The sequence below is a fragment of the Phytobacter sp. SCO41 genome (assembly GCF_003073275.1).
In the GTDB taxonomy this organism is placed as follows: domain Bacteria; phylum Pseudomonadota; class Gammaproteobacteria; order Enterobacterales; family Enterobacteriaceae; genus Phytobacter; species Phytobacter diazotrophicus.
This window is the reverse complement of sequence record NZ_CP027225.1, coordinates 5,379,472-5,397,696: the sequence shown is the minus strand read 5'-3', so window position 1 is coordinate 5,397,696 and position 18,225 is coordinate 5,379,472. Positions and strand designations below refer to the sequence as shown.

15 protein-coding genes are annotated in these 18,225 nt (G+C 52.8%); 13 read left to right on the top strand and 2 right to left on the bottom strand.

The window, feature by feature from the left end; translation table 11 throughout:
* Positions 1-47 precede the first annotated feature (47 nt).
* Complete coding sequence (gene rep, locus C5523_RS26195; protein ID WP_039077008.1) at positions 48-2,069, top strand: DNA helicase Rep; 2,022 nt, start codon at positions 48-50, stop codon at positions 2,067-2,069.
* 38 nt (positions 2,070-2,107) lie between these two features.
* On the opposite strand, the gene gppA is transcribed toward rep, so the two are convergent.
* Complete coding sequence (gene gppA / locus C5523_RS26190; protein WP_039077009.1) at positions 2,108-3,592, bottom strand: guanosine-5'-triphosphate,3'-diphosphate diphosphatase; 1,485 nt, start codon at positions 3,590-3,592, stop codon at positions 2,108-2,110.
* A 5-nt stretch (positions 3,593-3,597) separates the two neighbouring features.
* Positions 3,598-4,863: an ATP-dependent RNA helicase RhlB gene (gene rhlB, locus C5523_RS26185; RefSeq protein WP_039077010.1), complete on the bottom strand. Its 1,266-nt coding sequence runs from the start codon at positions 4,861-4,863 to the stop codon at positions 3,598-3,600.
* A 150-nt stretch (positions 4,864-5,013) separates the two neighbouring features.
* Here rhlB and trxA point away from each other — a divergent pair, with 150 nt between their 5' ends.
* The 12 genes from trxA to wecG all read left to right on the top strand — a co-directional run bounded on the left by trxA (position 5,014) and on the right by wecG (position 18,039).
* Entirely contained in the window at positions 5,014-5,343 is a 330-nt protein-coding gene (gene trxA / locus C5523_RS26180; RefSeq protein WP_039077011.1) for a thioredoxin TrxA, read from the top strand.
* 340 nt (positions 5,344-5,683) lie between these two features.
* On the top strand, positions 5,684-6,943 hold the full coding sequence (gene rho, locus C5523_RS26175; RefSeq protein ID WP_023479599.1) for a transcription termination factor Rho: 1,260 nt from the start codon (positions 5,684-5,686) through the stop codon (positions 6,941-6,943).
* A gap of 244 nt (positions 6,944-7,187) precedes the next feature.
* Complete coding sequence (gene wecA, locus C5523_RS26170) at positions 7,188-8,291, top strand: UDP-N-acetylglucosamine--undecaprenyl-phosphate N-acetylglucosaminephosphotransferase (RefSeq protein WP_039077012.1); 1,104 nt, start codon at positions 7,188-7,190, stop codon at positions 8,289-8,291.
* A gap of 13 nt (positions 8,292-8,304) precedes the next feature.
* Complete coding sequence (gene wzzE, locus C5523_RS26165) at positions 8,305-9,351, top strand: ECA polysaccharide chain length modulation protein (protein WP_071195547.1); 1,047 nt, start codon at positions 8,305-8,307, stop codon at positions 9,349-9,351.
* 56 nt (positions 9,352-9,407) lie between these two features.
* Positions 9,408-10,538: a non-hydrolyzing UDP-N-acetylglucosamine 2-epimerase gene (wecB, locus tag C5523_RS26160; protein WP_039077014.1), complete on the top strand. Its 1,131-nt coding sequence runs from the start codon at positions 9,408-9,410 to the stop codon at positions 10,536-10,538.
* On the top strand, positions 10,535-11,797 hold the full coding sequence (gene wecC, locus C5523_RS26155) for a UDP-N-acetyl-D-mannosamine dehydrogenase (protein ID WP_039077015.1): 1,263 nt from the start codon (positions 10,535-10,537) through the stop codon (positions 11,795-11,797). The genes wecB and wecC overlap by 4 nt, the downstream gene beginning before the upstream one ends.
* Before the next feature lie 11 nt (positions 11,798-11,808).
* A complete protein-coding gene (gene rffC / locus C5523_RS26150; protein ID WP_108702223.1) occupies positions 11,809-12,486 on the top strand; it encodes a dTDP-4-amino-4,6-dideoxy-D-galactose acyltransferase in 678 nt (225 codons plus the stop codon).
* A gap of 4 nt (positions 12,487-12,490) precedes the next feature.
* On the top strand, positions 12,491-13,621 hold the full coding sequence (rffA, locus tag C5523_RS26145; RefSeq protein WP_039077017.1) for a dTDP-4-amino-4,6-dideoxygalactose transaminase: 1,131 nt from the start codon (positions 12,491-12,493) through the stop codon (positions 13,619-13,621).
* A 1-nt stretch (position 13,622) separates the two neighbouring features.
* Positions 13,623-14,873, top strand: coding sequence for a lipid III flippase WzxE (wzxE, locus tag C5523_RS26140; protein WP_071195548.1), 1,251 nt, complete (start codon positions 13,623-13,625; stop codon positions 14,871-14,873).
* Complete coding sequence (locus C5523_RS26135; RefSeq protein ID WP_039077019.1) at positions 14,870-15,946, top strand: TDP-N-acetylfucosamine:lipid II N-acetylfucosaminyltransferase; 1,077 nt, start codon at positions 14,870-14,872, stop codon at positions 15,944-15,946. The genes wzxE and C5523_RS26135 overlap by 4 nt, the downstream gene beginning before the upstream one ends.
* Positions 15,946-17,286, top strand: coding sequence for an ECA oligosaccharide polymerase (gene wzyE, locus C5523_RS26130; protein WP_108702222.1), 1,341 nt, complete (start codon positions 15,946-15,948; stop codon positions 17,284-17,286). Before C5523_RS26135 ends, wzyE begins: the two co-directional genes overlap by 1 nt.
* A gap of 12 nt (positions 17,287-17,298) precedes the next feature.
* Positions 17,299-18,039, top strand: a complete 741-nt coding sequence (gene wecG, locus C5523_RS26125) for a lipopolysaccharide N-acetylmannosaminouronosyltransferase (protein ID WP_039077021.1) — start codon at positions 17,299-17,301, stop codon at positions 18,037-18,039.
* The last annotated feature ends 186 nt before the right edge of the window (positions 18,040-18,225 follow it).

The following is an 18,225-nucleotide window of genomic DNA, read 5'->3' as shown; positions in this document are numbered from 1 at the left end:
CTTTCTGCTACAATCCTCCCCCCGTTCGAAGATTGAGCAATACCCCCATGCGTTTAAATCCTGGCCAACAACAAGCTGTCGAATTTGTTACCGGTCCCTGCCTGGTGCTGGCGGGTGCTGGCTCGGGTAAAACCCGTGTGATCACTAATAAAATTGCCCACTTAATTCGGGAGTGCGGCTATCAGGCGCGGCATATCGCGGCGGTCACCTTTACTAACAAAGCTGCGCGCGAAATGAAAGAACGTGTGGCGCAGACGCTTGGACGTAAAGAAGCACGTGGTCTGATGATTTCAACATTCCACACGTTGGGCCTGGATATTATCAAGCGGGAGTTTGCCGCACTGGGAATGAAATCCAATTTCTCCCTCTTTGACGATACCGATCAAGTGGCGCTGCTCAAAGAGCTGACCGAAGGGTTGATCGACGATGACAAAGTGGTGCTGCAGCAGCTGATCTCGACGATCTCCAACTGGAAAAACGATCTGCTGACGCCTTCCCAGGCAGCGGCAAAAGCGATGGGCGAACGGGATCGTATTTTTGCCCACTGCTACGGTCTTTATGATGCACATCTGAAAGCGTGCAACGTCCTCGACTTCGATGATCTGATTCTGTTACCGACACTGTTGCTACAGCGTAATGAAGAGGTGCGCGAGCGCTGGCAGAACAAAATCCGCTATCTGCTGGTGGATGAGTATCAGGACACCAACACCAGCCAATATGAGCTGGTCAGGCTGCTGGTCGGGCAGCGAGCGCGCTTTACCGTTGTGGGCGATGATGACCAGTCCATTTATTCCTGGCGTGGCGCGCGTCCCCAAAACCTTGTGCTGCTGAACGAAGATTTTCCGGCATTGCAGGTGATAAAGCTAGAGCAAAACTACCGCTCATCGGGACGCATTCTGAAAGCCGCAAACATCCTGATTGCGAACAATCCTCATGTGTTTGAAAAACGTCTTTTCTCTGAGCTGGGCTATGGCGCTGAGCTTAAGGTTCTGACGGCGAATAATGAGGAACATGAAGCGGAGCGTGTGACCGGGGAATTGATAGCTCATCACTTTATCAACAAGACGGAATACAAAGATTACGCCATCCTCTATCGCGGCAACCATCAGTCGCGTGTGTTCGAAAAATTCCTGATGCAAAACCGCATCCCGTATCGTATTTCTGGGGGAACATCGTTTTTCTCGCGCCCCGAGATCAAGGATCTGTTGGCTTACTTACGCATACTCACTAATCAGGATGATGACAGCGCATTCCTGCGGGTAGTGAATACGCCGAAGCGTGAAATTGGCCCTGCAACGCTGCAAAAGCTGGGAGAGTGGGCCACAACACGCAATAAGAGCTTATTTGCCGCCAGCTTTGATATGGGGCTAACGCAGACCCTGACCGGGCGTGGCTATGAATCGCTGACCCGTTTTACCCACTGGCTTGGCGAGATCCAGCGTCTGGCCGAGCGGGAGCCGATCGCCGCCGTGCGCGATCTGATTCATGGTATTGATTATGAATCCTGGCTGTTTGAGACCTCACCCAGCCCGAAAGCCGCTGAAATGCGGATGAAAAACGTCAACACGCTCTTTTCCTGGATGACAGAGATGCTCGAAGGCGATGAGCTTAACGAGCCGATGACGCTTGACCAGGTTGTTACCCGCTTTACTCTGCGTGACATGATGGAGCGCGGTGAAAGCGATGAAGAGTCGGATCAGGTGCAACTGATGACGTTACATGCCTCAAAAGGGCTGGAGTTTCCGTATGTATTTATGGTGGGGATGGAGGAAGGTTTCCTGCCGCACCAAAGCAGTATTGATGAAGATAATATTGATGAAGAGCGCCGCCTTGCCTACGTGGGCATTACTCGCGCGCAGAAAGAACTGATCTTCACCTTATGCAAAGAGCGCCGTCAGTATGGTGAACTGGTGCGCCCTGAACCGAGTCGCTTCTTGTTGGAATTGCCGCAAGATGATGTGATTTGGGAGCAAGAGCGTAAGGTCATTACGGCAGAAGAAAGGATGCAAAAGGGGCAGGCCAGTATCGCCAATATACGGGCGATGATGGCGAAAGCGAAAGAGAAATGATTTTCCCGCCTCTCCCGGTTTGGAGAGGCAGAAACGGTTTATTTCAACTCAAGCGGCCAGTGAACGTAACTTTGCCACTGACTTTCCTGTTCAATGACTTCTGCCCCTAACGGATGACTTTCCAGCCAGCCGTGCGGTAATACCAGGGTCAGTGCTTCCCCTTTGGCAGAAATATCAATGTCAGGTAGAAGATCGTCGCGGCGACGGCTGGCAAAAATAATCGCCAGACGCAGTAAGCGGCAAAGGTGTTCCGCCACCCTCGGTGGGACGGCATTTTGCTGATGCAAAGAAGAGAGATCAACCGGGTTAGTCTGGTTTAATAACAGCGTTGCGAGCAGCTTTTTCTGTGCCGGCGTAAACCCAGGTAAATCCAGATTGCGTACCAGCCAGGCGGCGTGCAGCGGCGCCTGTTTGAATTCAATGCTCAGGCCAATTTCATGCAATTCGCTGGCAACTTGCAGAATTTCGATGCTATACGCATCTAAATCCCACTCATGAGCGACCGCGCTGGCAAATTGTGTCGCCAGGGTGGATACGCGTTTCGCCTGGTCGGTGTCGATGATAAAACGGCGCTGGATATTACGCAGCGTGCGACGGCGGATATCTTGATCAACGGTCAGATGCAGCATGCCATAGACCAGCCCTTCGCGCAGCGCGCCGCCAGCCAGCGTCATACTCTGGATATTCATTTCGGTGAAAATGGCGATGAGAATAGCCAGCCCGCTCGGAAAAACCAGCGCACGCTCCAGCGTGAGGCCCTCAATTTCCAGCTCTTCCAGACGCCCGCACTGGATGGCCCGCTGTTTTAACTGCTGGAGTTTGGGCAGGGTGATACGTTCATCCATCCCCTGTGCCATCATGATTTCCTGCAATGCCTGTACGGTACCGGAAGCACCAACACAGACCTGCCAGCCGTGATGGCGAAGCTCATCAGCAACCGGGCGTAAAACATCGCGCGCGGCTTTTTCCGCAGCGTCGAAATTTTCCTGCCCAAGATTACGGTCGGTGAAAAAACGCTCAAGCCAGGTTACGCAGCCCATGGACAGGCTGAACAGTGATGTCGCCTGGGCACCAGTTCCGGTAACAAGCTCTGTACTGGCGCCACCAATATCGACAACGAGCCGCTGATCGGAACCGCCTGTTGTATGCGCAACGCCCTGATAAATAAGACGGGCTTCTTCCTCGCCGCTGATGACCTGCACCGGACAGCCGAGGATCTCCTGCGCTCTGCTGATGAACTCACCGGCATTGACTGCCAGACGAAGCGTCGCCGTGGCGACGACACGAATTTGTGCCGGAGGGATATCCTGAAGCCTTTCCGAAAAAAGGCGCAGACACTGCCAGCCGCGCTCCATCGCTTCCTGTGAAAGCACGTTTTCCTGGCTCAAACCTGCTGCCAGGCGAACTTTACGTTTGATGCGGGTAAGCGTCTGGATGCTTCCAGCCACCTCGCGCACAACCAGCATATGAAAACTGTTTGAGCCTAAATCAATAGCCGCATAGAGCGAGGCGGAAGCGAGCATATTTTTTAACCTGAACGACGACGATTACGTGGTGCACCGCTGCGGCGCGGACCATTGCCAGAACGCGTACGCGTCAGGCGTTTCGCGGGTGGCAGATCAGTTAACAGGGCATCCGGATTGTACTTGCTGACCGGAATAGAGTGCCCAATGTATGTTTCAATCGCCGGTAGGTTCAGTGCGTATTCTTCACACGCCAGGCTGATAGAGTGACCACTGGCGCCAGCACGACCGGTACGGCCAATACGGTGGACGTAGTCTTCACAGTCATCCGGCAGATCGTAGTTGAATACGTGTGTCACAGCAGGAATATGCAGACCGCGTGCGGCAACGTCAGTTGCGACCAGAATATCCAGATCGCCGCGAGTGAATTCATCGAGAATACGCAGGCGTTTTTTCTGTGCGACATCGCCAGTCAGCAAACCAACACGATGACCGTCTGCGGCAAGGCTGCCCCAGATATCTTCACAACGGTGTTTGGTGTTGGCAAAGACGATAGCGCGATCCGGCCATTCTTCTTCGATTAAGGTTTGTAGCAGACGCATCTTCTCTTCATTAGAAGGGTAGAAGAGCTCTTCTTTAATACGGTGGCCTGTTTTCTGCTCCGGTTCGACTTCCACGTACTCAGCGTTGTTCATCTGCTCGAAAGCCAGTTCGCGAACACGGTAAGAGAGTGTGGCGGAGAAAAGCATGTTCAGACGCGCAGTTGCCGGAGGCATGCGGCGGAACAACCAGCGGATATCTTTGATAAAGCCCAGATCGTACATACGATCGGCTTCGTCGAGAACCACGACCTGAATCGCGCCCAGGTTAATATGGTTCTGTTTTGCGTAATCGATAAGGCGACCGGTGGTGCCGATAAGAATATCGACGCCGCTCTCAAGCACTTTTAACTGCTTGTCATAACCGTCGCCGCCATAAGCCAGGCCCAGCTTCATGCCGGTAGACTGCGCCAGCGGTTCAGCATCAGCGTGGATTTGCACAGCCAATTCACGGGTTGGCGCCATAATAAGCGCGCGCGGCTGATTCACCTTGCGATCATCGATCGCCGGATGAGAAAGAAGATAATGAAACGTTGACGTTAAAAACGCCATCGTTTTGCCAGTACCGGTTTGCGCCTGCCCTGCAACATCACGACCTTCCAGCGTCAGCGGAAGAGCCAGTGCCTGTATGGGCGTACAATTATGAAACCCTTTAGTTTCAAGGGCTTCGATCACCTTAGGGTGCAGGGCGAAGTCGGAAAACTTCTGTTCAGTTAAATGTGTTTTGCTCATAGTGTGGTAGAATATCAGCTTACTATTGCTTTACGAAAGCGTATCCGGTGAAATAAAGTCAACCTTTAGTTGGTTAATGTGGCATCAACACGATGCTGTTTTATGCTACACCAACACCAACACACCAGGCTTATTCCTGTGGAGTTATATATGAGCGATAAAATTATTCACCTGACTGACGATAGTTTTGACACGGATGTACTCAAAGCGGACGGGCTGGTTCTCGTCGATTTCTGGGCAGAGTGGTGCGGTCCGTGTAAAATGATCGCCCCGATCCTGGATGAAGTCGCTAGCGAATACGAAGGTAAACTGACCGTCGCGAAGCTGAATATCGACCAGAATCCAGGTACTGCGCCGAAGTACGGTATCCGTGGTATCCCGACCCTGCTGCTGTTTAAAAACGGCGAAGTGGCTGCGACCAAAGTGGGCGCGCTGTCCAAAGGTCAACTGAAAGAGTTCCTGGACGCTAATCTGGCGTAACTCCTCGAATCTCAGCCGGTGCGCCAGCCTTCTAAATTATGTGGATCGCTGGACGCCCGGCTTCAGTCGTGCTAATTTAGTTTTGACTTCGTTGTAAACATACCTTGTAGTTTGAATCTTGTGTTACCCGACGCTTCCCGCTGAGCTTTGCCTCGCGAGAGAAGTGGATAGATTCCGGGCTTATCATTTTTCCGTCTTGTCGTTTCAGTTCTGCGTATTTACCTTTGACCAGGCAGCGATTGGACATAAGTGATGGCCGTTAACAGGCATGGATGACCCTGCCATACCATTCACAACATTAAGTTCGAGTTTTACCCCGAGTTTAAGAACCCACACCACTATGAATCTTACCGAATTAAAGAATACGCCGGTTTCTGAGCTGATCACTCTCGGCGAAAATATGGGGCTGGAAAACCTGGCCCGTATGCGCAAGCAGGACATAATTTTTGCCATCCTGAAGCAGCACGCAAAGAGTGGCGAAGATATCTTTGGCGACGGTGTGCTGGAGATTCTGCAGGATGGATTTGGTTTCCTCCGCTCCGCAGACAGCTCCTACCTCGCCGGTCCTGATGACATCTACGTATCCCCCAGCCAAATCCGCCGTTTCAACCTCCGCACTGGTGACACCATTTCTGGTAAGATTCGTCCTCCAAAAGAGGGTGAACGTTACTTTGCGTTGTTGAAAGTTAACGAGGTTAACTACGACAAGCCGGAGAACGCGCGTAACAAGATTCTGTTCGAGAACTTAACGCCGCTGCACGCGAACTCTCGCCTGCGTATGGAACGGGGTAACGGTTCTACCGAAGATTTGACGGCACGTGTCCTGGACCTGGCTTCGCCAATTGGCCGCGGTCAGCGTGGTCTGATTGTTGCACCGCCGAAAGCCGGTAAAACCATGCTGCTGCAGAATATTGCGCAGAGCATTGCCTACAACCACCCGGATTGCGTACTGATGGTTTTGCTCATCGACGAACGCCCGGAAGAGGTGACTGAGATGCAGCGTCTGGTTAAAGGTGAAGTTGTCGCTTCCACCTTCGACGAACCGGCATCTCGTCACGTTCAGGTTGCGGAAATGGTGATTGAGAAGGCGAAACGCCTGGTTGAGCACAAGAAAGACGTTATCATTCTGCTCGACTCCATCACCCGTCTGGCGCGTGCGTATAACACCGTGGTTCCCGCTTCCGGTAAAGTCTTGACCGGTGGTGTGGATGCCAACGCCCTGCACCGTCCGAAGCGTTTCTTCGGTGCTGCACGTAACGTGGAAGAGGGTGGTAGCCTGACCATTATCGCTACTGCGCTTATCGACACCGGCTCCAAAATGGATGAAGTTATCTACGAAGAGTTTAAAGGCACCGGTAACATGGAGCTGCATCTCTCCCGTAAGATCGCTGAAAAACGCGTCTTCCCGGCTATCGACTACAACCGTTCCGGTACCCGTAAAGAAGAGCTGCTCACCACGCAAGAAGAGCTGCAGAAAATGTGGATCCTGCGCAAGATCATTCATCCGATGGGTGAAATCGACGCGATGGAGTTCCTCATTAATAAACTGGCGATGACGAAGACGAACGATGAATTCTTCGACATGATGAAACGCTCTTAATAGAAATAAAGCCAGGAAACGCCACGTTTTTACGTGGCGTTTTTCATTTGTGGACTATACGCTATATGCATTGGGACAGGCACCGTCCGCTACAGGCCAGCTCAACACAAATACCTAAGCAATCACACTATTCTGCTTGCTTAAGAAACATACTAAAACGCCTGTGAATGACCTGCTTTCTTCTTTTTGGAGCGAGGCATCGTCGTTATACTGCCAGGATTAACATTCGCTGAGAGCATGCATTGTGAATTTACTCACTGCGTTTACTGAATTATTCAGTATTTTCTTATTCACGACCGCGTTTTTATTTTTCGCCCGAAAAATGGCGAAGCGCGTCGGTCTGGTGGATAAGCCCAACTTTCGTAAACGGCATCAGGGTTTGATTCCGCTGGTTGGGGGCATCTCAGTGTTCGCCGGTATCTGCTTCACCTTCGGCATTGCTGATTACTACATTCCCCATGCGGTGCTGTATCTGTGCTGCGCCGGGATTCTGGTGTTCGTGGGGGCGCTCGATGACCGCTACGACATCAGTGTCAAAATTCGCGCAATGATTCAGGCAATTATTGCGATCGTAATGATGTCGGTTGGTAAACTTTACCTCAGCAGTCTGGGCTACATCTTTGGTACCTGGGAAATGGTGCTGGGGCCCTTTGGTTATCTGCTGACGCTCTTTGCCGTTTGGGCTGCGATTAACGCTTTCAACATGGTTGATGGTATTGACGGTTTGCTGGGGGGATTGTCCTGCGTCTCCTTTGCCGCCATCGGCATCATCTTGTGGTTTGATGGTCAAATCAGCCTCGCGATGTGGTGCTTTGCCATGATTGCCGCAATCCTGCCGTACATCATGTTGAACCTCGGCGTACTGGGGCGGCGCTATAAAGTCTTTATGGGCGATGCCGGCAGCACCTTTATCGGTTTCACACTTATCTGGATTTTACTTGAGACTACGCAGGGTAAGACCCACCCTATAAGCCCGGTTACCGCGTTGTGGATTATCGCGATCCCATTAATGGATATGGTGGCGATCATGTATCGTCGCTTGCGTAAAGGGATGAGCCCGTTCTCAGCGGACCGCCAGCATATTCACCATCTTATTATGCGCGCCGGGTTTACCTCACGGCAGGCCTTTGTGTTGATTACACTTGCCGCGGCGCTGCTGGCGTCGGTTGGTGTATTAACCGAATACCTTCACTTCATTCCTGAATGGGTGATGTTGGCATTATTTTTGCTATCCTTTTTCTTATATGGCTACTGCATCAAACGCGCATGGAAAGTGGCGCGGTTGATAAAGCGTGTGAAGCGCAGAATGCGCCGTAATAGCGGTCACAAACCAACCTTAACCAAGTAAATCTGGGAAAGCGATGACTCAACCATTGTCGGGAACACCTTCAGCGGGTACGGAAAACGAGCTGGATATTCGTGGTCTTTTTCGTACTTTATGGGCCGGAAAATTATGGATTTGCGGGATTGCGCTACTGTTTGCGTTAATCGCCTTAACGTGGACATTCTTTGCTCGTCAGGAGTGGGGGGCAACAGCCATCACCGATCGTCCGACGGTAAACATGCTGGGTGGCTATTATTCACAGCAACAGTTCCTGCGTAACCTGGACGTTAAAGCGAGTCTCGCACCTGTAGACCAGATTTCTGTCATGGATGAAGCGTATAAAGAGTTTGTGATGCAACTGGCGTCATGGGATACGCGGCGTGACTTCTGGATGCAGACGGACTATTTCAAGCAGCGGAAAGTCGGTAACAGCAAAGCGGACGCCGCAATGCTGGATGATTTAATCAATTACATCCAGTACACGCCGGGCGATGTGACGCGTAACCTTAATGACAATGTCAAACTGACGGCTGAAACTGCGCCTGATGCTAACAATTTGTTGCGTCAGTATGTGGCTTTTGCCAGCCAGCGCGCTGCACGCCATCTGAACGATGAGCTTAAAGGAGCATGGGCGGCTCGTACTATCCAGATGAAAGCGCAGGTGAAGCGTCAGGAAGAGGTTGCCAATACCCTTTTTAATCGCCGCGTGAGTAGCGTCGAGCAGGCGCTGAAAGTGGCAGAAGAACACAATATCTCCCGCAGCGAAACAGAAGTCCCGGTGGATGAACTGCCGGATTCTGAGATGTTTTTGTTAGGCCGCCCAATGTTGCAGGCGCGCCTGGAAAATTTGCGTGCGGTAGGGCCTGAGTACGATTTGGACTACTTCCAAAACCGAGCCATGCTTAATACGCTGAATGTGGGCCCTACGCTTGATCCCCGCTTTCAGACTTATCGATATTTGCGCACACCTGAAGAACCGGTAAAACGCGACAGCCCGCGTCGTGCCTTCCTGATGATCATGTGGGGTGTGGTAGGGGCACTCATCGGAGCTGGTGTTGCATTAACGCGTCGTCGATCATTTTGACACGCAATCTAAGATGAAGGCTTCGTGCCTTCATTACCTAATCGAAGAGAATCGTTGTGAAAGTACTGACCGTATTTGGCACACGACCGGAAGCCATTAAGATGGCGCCTCTGGTACACGCGCTGGCAAGGGACCCTGATTTCGACGCGAAGGTATGCGTCACTGCGCAGCATCGGGAAATGCTCGATCAGGTATTGAAACTTTTTTCTATCGTTCCGGATTACGACCTGAATATTATGCAGCCCGGGCAGGGACTGACAGAGATTACTTGTCGTATTCTGGAAGGGCTTAAACCTATCCTGGAATCTTTCCGTCCTGATGTCGTATTGGTTCACGGCGACACGACAACCACTATCGCTGCAAGTCTGGCTGCGTTTTATCAGCGCATTCCGGTCGGGCATGTGGAAGCAGGGTTGCGTACAGGGGATCTGTCATCACCGTGGCCGGAGGAGGCCAATCGCACGTTAACTGGCCATCTGGCGCTGTATCATTTTGCGCCGACGGAAAACTCCCGCCATAACTTGCTGCGGGAAAACGTTGCGGACAAACATATTTTTGTTACCGGCAATACCGTTATTGATGCGCTGTTTTGGGTGCGGGATAGCGTCCTGAACAACCCTTCGCTTGAGGAAGAACTGGCATCACGTTATCCCTTCCTCGACAGCAATAAAAAACTGATTCTGGTTACCGGGCACCGTCGTGAGAGTTTTGGTCTCGGCTTTGAGCATATTTGTCATGCGCTGGCGGAAATTGCTTCACAGCATGATGATGTGCAGATTGTTTATCCGGTACACCTTAATCCCAATGTCAGCGAACCCGTGAACCGCATCCTCGGTCATGTGGAAAATGTCACTCTGATAGAGCCGCAAGACTATTTACCCTTCCTGTGGTTAATGAATCGCGCCTGGCTGATTCTCACCGATTCTGGTGGTATTCAGGAAGAAGCCCCTTCGCTGGGTAAACCCGTTCTGGTGATGCGTGACACCACCGAACGTCCGGAAGCCATTGAAGCCGGGACCGTCAGGTTAATTGGCACCGACAGCCAGCGTATCGTTGAGGAAGTATCACGCCTGCTTTATGACAATGATGCCTGGCAGGCCATGAGCCATGCGCACAATCCGTACGGAGACGGGCAGGCCTGTGGTCGAATTTTGCATGCACTAAAAAACAATCGGGTAACACTATGAGTTTCAAAACGATTTCCGTCATTGGCCTTGGCTATATTGGACTGCCAACTGCGGCGGCTTTCGCCTCACGGCAAAAAGAGGTAGTAGGGATTGATGTTAATCCCCATGCCGTGGAGACCATTAATCGCGGGAAGATTCATATTGTTGAGCCTGAACTGGACATGGTCGTCAAAACCGCCGTTGAAGGCGGCTGGCTGCGCGCCAGCACGACGCCGGTGGCAGCGGATGCCTATTTAATTGCCGTTCCCACCCCTTTTAAAGGCCAACACGAGCCGGATATGACTTTTGTCGAAGCGGCGGCAAAATCCATTGCGCCTGTGCTGAAAAAAGGCTCACTGGTTATTCTTGAATCGACATCGCCGGTAGGTGCGACGGAGCAAATGGCAGAGTGGCTGGCCGCTGCTCGTCCGGACTTAACTTTCCCACAGCAGGTGGGAGAGCAGGCAGATATCAACATTGCCTATTGCCCGGAGCGCGTTCTGCCCGGCCAGGTCATGGTTGAGCTTATCAAGAATGACCGGGTCATTGGCGGTATGACGCCCGTATGCTCGGCACGCGCCAGCGAGCTGTATAACATTTTCCTCGAAGGCGAGTGTGTGGTGACAAACTCCCGCACCGCTGAAATGTGCAAATTGACGGAAAACAGCTTCCGCGACGTGAACATCGCGTTTGCTAATGAATTGTCGCTTATTTGCGCCGACCAGGGCATCAATGTCTGGGAACTGATTCGCCTGGCTAATCGCCACCCACGCGTGAATATTCTGCAGCCTGGCCCCGGCGTAGGCGGTCACTGTATTGCCGTCGATCCGTGGTTTATTGTGGCGCAGAACCCACAGCAGGCCCGCTTGATTCGTACCGCGCGTGAAGTGAACGATAGCAAACCACACTGGGTATTGAACCAGGTTAAAGCAACCGTCGCCGATTGCCTGGCCGCAAGTGATAAGCGTGCCAGCGACATTAAAATTGCCTGTTTCGGTCTGGCATTTAAACCCAATATTGACGACCTGCGTGAAAGCCCGGCGATGGAAATTGCCCACAGTATTGCAGGGTGGCATAGCGGTGAAACGCTGGTGGTAGAGCCGAACATTCATCAGTTGCCGCCGCGTCTGGCAGGCCAAAGTACGCTGGTCAGTCTTGAGGACGCAATGGCGCAGGCTGATGTGCTGGTTATGCTGGTCGATCACAAAGAGTTCAAAGCCATCGCGGGTGACAATGTGCGTCAGCAATACATTGTTGATACCAAAGGCGTATGGCGCTGAGGTCACCTCCCATGACACTACACGGCAACATTAACGAACTGGCATGGGAGAGTGAATTCTTTGGCCTGCGCAGCGCCATCGTGCGTTTGCAGGAGGATGCGCCAGCGCTCGATGCTTCTGCGTTCGACGGCTGGCCGCGCCTACAGGCGAAAATTTCCGCATCTAATGCACAACAGCTTGATGCTCTGCAACATTTTGGCTTTCGGCTGGTCGAAGGCGAAGCGGATTTCGCATTATCGGTTCCGCTACAGGCTGTTAATCCGCAGGCGCAGACGGCGGGAGCCGGTGATATCGCACCGTTACGCCAGATGGCGGAAAATATGTTCAGTCAGAGCCGCTTTCGCGCGCCCTGGTACCCTGAGGAGGCCAGTGGGCGTTTTTACGCGCAGTGGATTGAAAACGCGGTGAAAGGCGTATTTGACCATGAATGTCTGCTGTTTCGCGGAGCAAATGGCGATATCGAGGCTTTTGTCTCCCTGCGTCAACTCAATGAACAGGAAGCCAGGATCGGTTTACTGGGCGGGCGTGGCGCGGGGGAAAAATTGATGCAGGCGGCCTGTTATTGGGCGCAACAGCGGCAACTTAAGACAATCCGTGTGGCGACGCAGATGGGCAATCTTGCGGCTATCAGACGCTACACTCGCAGCGGTGCGATAATGGAAAGCACCGCCTACTGGTTATACAGGTGACTCTATGATCCCTTTTAATGCACCTCCTGTGGTGGGAACGGAACTCGACTACATGCAGTCGGCGATGGGCAGCGGCAAACTTTGCGGTGACGGTGGTTTTACCCGTCGCTGCCAGCAGTGGATGGAACAGCGTTTCCATAGCCCGAAAGTGCTACTGACCCCCTCCTGTACGGCATCGCTGGAGATGGCGGCGCTGCTGCTGGATATTCAGCCTGGCGATGAAGTGATCATGCCAAGCTACACCTTTGTTTCTACTGCTAACGCTTTTGTACTGCGTGGCGCGAAAATCGTCTTTGTGGATATCCGCCCGGATACGCTGAATATCGACGAAACTCGTATTGAAGAGGCCATCACGGAAAATACCCGCGCCATTGTGCCGGTTCACTATGCCGGTGTGGCCTGTGAAATGGACACCATTATGGCGATTGCCAAACGGCATGATCTGTTTGTGGTGGAAGATGCCGCGCAGGGTGTGATGTCCACCTATAAAGGTCGGGCGTTGGGCACTATCGGGCACATTGGCTGCTTTAGTTTCCATGAAACCAAAAACTACACCGCGGGCGGTGAAGGCGGCGCGACGCTGATTAACGATCGCGCGCTGGTTGAACGCGCGGAAGTCATCCGCGAAAAAGGGACCAACCGCAGTCAGTTCTTCCGTGGGCAGGTGGATAAATACACCTGGCGCGATATTGGCTCGAGCTATCTGATGGCGGATTTGCAGGCGGCCTATCTATGGGCGCAGCTCGAAGCAGCAGATCGTATCAATCAGCAGCGTTTGTCCCTGTGGCAAACCTATTTCGATGCCTTGTCGCCGCTGGCACGCGCCGGGCGTATTACGCTGCCGTCGATTCCCGAAGAGTGCGGGCATAACGCCCATATGTTTTATATCAAACTGCGTGACGAAGAAGATCGCAGCAAGCTCATCGCCTTCCTCAAAGAGGCCGAGATTCTCTCTGTGTTCCATTATATTCCGCTGCACGCATCACCTGCCGGGGCGAAATTTGGTGAGTTCCACGGTGAGGATCGCTATACGACGCAGGAAAGTGAGCGTTTGCTTCGTCTGCCTCTGTTCTACAATCTCGCCCCTGTTAACCAGCGTACCGTGATTAACACGTTACTGAGCTATTTCCGCTAACATGTCGCTGGCAAAAGCTTCTGTCTGGACGGCGGCAAGTACTCTCGTCAAGATTGGCGCCGGGCTACTGGTGGTTAAGCTGCTGGCGCTGGCCTATGGCCCCTCCGGGGTTGGGCAGGCGGGTAATTTTCGCCAGTTGATCATTGTGCTCGGCGTGCTTGCAGGCGCAGGTATCTTTAATGGCGTGACGAAATTTGTCTCCCAACACCATGATGACCCCACGCGACTACGTGAGGTCGTCGGCACGTCTTCTGCCATGGTGCTGGGCTTCTCAATGCTGCTGGCGCTGATCTTTTTACTGGCGGCGGCGCCGATCAGTCGCGGCTTGTTTGGTCATGCCGATTACCAGGGGCTGGTGCGGTTGGTGGCGCTGGTGCAAATGGGAATTGCCTGGGCGAACCTGCTGCTGGCGGTGATGAAAGGCTTTCGCGATGCGGCGGGTAACGCGCTGTCATTGATTATTGGTAGCGTGGTGGGGGTGGCCGCCTGGTATCTTTGCTACAAGCTGGGTGAGTATCAGGGAGCATTACTTGGTATGGCGTTGGTGCCTGCGCTGGTGGTTTTCCCGGCGATGCTGTTGCTGGTGCGCCGCAGCCACGTTCCATTAAGCTATTTTCGCCCACGCTGGGATAACGGGCTGGCCGGGCAACTCAGCAAATTCACTCTGATGGCGCTTATCACGTCTGTCACGATCCCGCTGGCCTATGTGATGATGCGAAATTTGCTGGCTGCCCATTATAGCTGGGACGACGTGGGGATCTGGCAAGGGGTAAGCAGTATCTCCGATGCTTATCTACAATTTATTACCGCCTCGTTTAGCGTGTATCTGCTTCCTACTCTCTCGAGGCTCGCCACAAAACAGGACATCACCCGCGAGATCGTGAAATCGCTGCGCTTTGTGTTGCCTGCAGTGGCGGCCGTGAGTTTCTGTGTCTGGTTGCTGCGCGACGTGGCTATCTGGCTACTGTTTTCTGACAAATTTACGGCGATGCGTGACCTGTTTGCCTGGCAACTGGTTGGGGACGTATTGAAAGTGGGCGCTTACGTTTTTGGTTATCTGGTTATCGCGAAAGCCTCGCTGCGCTTTTATATTCTGGCGGAAGTGAGCCAGTTTGCATTGCTGACGCTTTTTTCCCGTCTCCTGATCCCGACCCACGGCGCAGCAGGAGCGGCGCAGGCCTATATGGCAACCTACATAATTTATTTCGCCCTCTGTTGTGGCGTGTTTTTACTCTGGCGTAGACGGGCATGACGGCACTCATACACGTACTGGGATCGGATATCCCTCATCATAATCACACGGTGCTGCGTTTCTTTAATGAACATCTCGCGGCAACGGGCATCCATGCCCGTGAATTTATGCTCGCCGGAAAGGACGACGGCATGAGTGACGCTTACCCGAACCTGCATTTGCATTTTTATGGCAGTAAGCAGGCGCTGGCGAAGGCCGTTATTGCCAAAGCGCAGGCCGACAGGCAGCAACGTTTCTTTTTTCACGGTCAATTCAATACCGGTATCTGGCTGGCACTGCTACGCGGGGCGATTAAGCGCTCGCAATTTCACTGGCATGCCTGGGGGGCCGATCTGTATGAGGTCTCCCGTAGCCTGAAATTCCGCCTGTTTTATCCGTTGCGGCGTCTGGCGCAGGCAAGGGTCGGCACTATCTTCGCGACCCGTGGCGATCTGGCCTGGTTTGCAGACCGGCACCCGGATGTACGCGGTGAGTTGCTGTACTTCCCAACGCGTATGGACCCGGCACTCAACACGCTGGGCTATGAAATGCAGCGCGAGGGCAAGCTGACGCTATTGGTGGGGAATTCCGGCGATCCCAGCAATGAACATATCGCCGCCTTAAAAGCGATTCATCGGCAGTTTGGCGATACGGTAAATATCATTGTGCCCATGGGCTACCCGGCAAATAACGAAGTCTACATTGAGCAGGTTCGTCAGGCCGGGCTGGCACTGTTTAGCCCGGACAATTTGCGTATCCTGAACGAGAAGATGGCGTTTGATGATTACCTGACACTATTAAGCCAGTGCGACCTGGGTTATTTCATCTTCGCGCGCCAGCAAGGTATCGGCACGCTATGTCTGTTGATTCAGGCGGGTGTGCCTTGTGTGCTCAACCGCAAGAACCCGTTCTGGCGCGATATGGTGGAAGAGGGCGTTCCAGTGCTGTTTACCGATGATCTGCTTAATGAAGCGATCATTCGTGAAGCGCAACGTCAGTTGCTGGCGGTCGACAAAGATACCATCACCTTCTTTAGTCCGAACTTTATTGCACCCTGGCATCAGGCATTGTGCATTGCCGCAGGGGAGGCGTGATGAGTCCGCTTGAATTCAGTGGGTTGCTGATCATCTGGCTGCTGGCGACGCTGTTTATCGCCACATTGACGTGGTTTGAGTTCCGCCGCGTGCGCTTTAATTTCAATGTCTTTTTTTCATTGCTGTTTTTGCTAACGTTTTTCTTCGGTTTTCCATTGACCAGCATCCTGGTGTTTCGCTTCGATGTTGGCGTGGCACCGCTTGGCGTTATGCTACAGTCGTTGCTGGCTGCGGCCTGTTTTTACGGTGTGTACTATGTGACGTATAAAACACGGTTACGTGCGTCATCCCGTGTGGATGAACGCCGTCCTCTGTTTACCGTCAATCGGGTGGAGACGCATTTAACCTGCGTGATGTTGATGATTCTTGCGCTGGTGAGTGTGGGAATCTTTTTCATGCATAACGGCTTTTTGCTGTTCCGTCTGCATTCCTACAGCCAGATTTTTTCCAGTGAAGTTTCTGGTGTCGCGCTCAAGCGGTTCTTCTATTTCTTTATCCCCGCTATGCTGGTGGTCTATTTTCTGCGTCAGGATGGGCGGGCGTGGCTGTTCTTCCTGGTCAGTACCGTGGCGTTTGGCCTGCTGACCTACATGATTGTCGGCGGGACGCGCGCTAACATCATCATCGCTTTCGCTATCTTCTTGTTTATCGGGATCATCCGTGGCTGGATTTCGCTGTGGATGCTGGCAGCGGCAGGGGTGATGGGCATTGTCGGCATGTTCTGGCTGGCGCTTAAACGCTACGGGCTCAATGTCAGCGGTGATGAGGCGTTTTACACCTTCTTATATCTCACCCGCGATACCTTCTCGCCTTGGGAAAATCTGTCGTTGTTGCTGCAAAATTACGACAAGATCGATTTCCAGGGATTAGCTCCGATCGTTCGTGATTTCTATGTCTTTATTCCCACCTGGCTGTGGCCTTCACGTCCTGGCATTGTGTTGAATTCGGCGAACTATTTTACGTGGGAAGTGTTGAATAACCACTCGGGCCTGGCGATTTCCCCCACCCTGATTGGCTCACTGGTGGTAATGGGCGGTGTCTGGTTTATTCCGCTGGGTGCGGTAGTGGTTGGGCTGATTATCAAGTGGTTTGACTGGTTGTATACCCTTGGCAATCGGGAGACCAACCGCTACAAGGCCGCCATTTTGCACAGTTTCTGTTTTGGTGCCATCTTCAACATGATCGTGCTGGCGCGTGAAGGGCTGGACGCATTTGCTTCTCGAGTGGTCTTTTTCCTCGTCATCTTTGGCGCCTGCCTGCTGACGGCGAAACTGTTGTACTGGCTGTTTGATAGTGCCGGGTTGATTAACAAGCGCGGCACCTCTTTGTCGCGGGTCTGACTAAGGATACGAATGACTGACAACACAGTGGCTCCGGTGTATGAGCTACGTGGGCTGAAATTGATTGGCTGGCGTGATATGCAACATGCACTGGACTATTTATATGCCGGTGGCGCACTTAAGGAAGGAACCCTGGTCGCCATCAACGCTGAGAAAATGCTCACTATTGAGGACAACCCGCAGGTGAGGTCGCTGATTGAGGCGGCTGAATTCAAATATGCCGATGGTATTAGCGTGGTGCGATCGATCCGGAAGAAATTTCCGCAGGCACGCGTTGAGCGTGTTGCGGGGGCCGATCTCTGGGAAGCGCTGATGGAAAGAGCGGGGCGCGAAGGGACGCCGGTATTTTTGTTGGGCGGAAAGCCAGAAGTGCTGGAGCAAACGGAAGATAAGCTGCGTAAACAGTGGCAGGTCAATATCGTTGGCAGCCAGGACGGTTATTTCCGTGCCGAAGACAGGCAGGCGCTGTTTGAGCGGATTCGTGCGAGCGGGGCGAAAATCGTGACCGTCGCGATGGGCTCACCGCGCCAGGAGATACTGATGCGTGACTGCCGCGAAGTCTACGCTCACGCCCTCTATATGGGCGTCGGCGGCACCTACGACGTCTTTACCGGTTATGTAAAACGAGCGCCGGGCATCTGGCAACGACTGGGGCTTGAGTGGCTGTATCGCCTACTTTCACAGCCGAGCCGCGTCACCCGACAGCTACGTCTGCTGCGTTACTTGTCCTGGCATTACCGCGGCAATCTGTAATTTTCTCCTGCCATGCCCCGTTGATATGGGGCATTCGCTTTTTTATTGTGCGATACCCAGATTTTTTTTACACAGCATTTGCCATTTTCATCATTTTAAGAAACCATTCGCTCACTCAATGCATCATCCCAGTATATTTTGCGCGGTTTTCGCCTCCGGGATGGCTTTGACGCACGTTATTCTCAT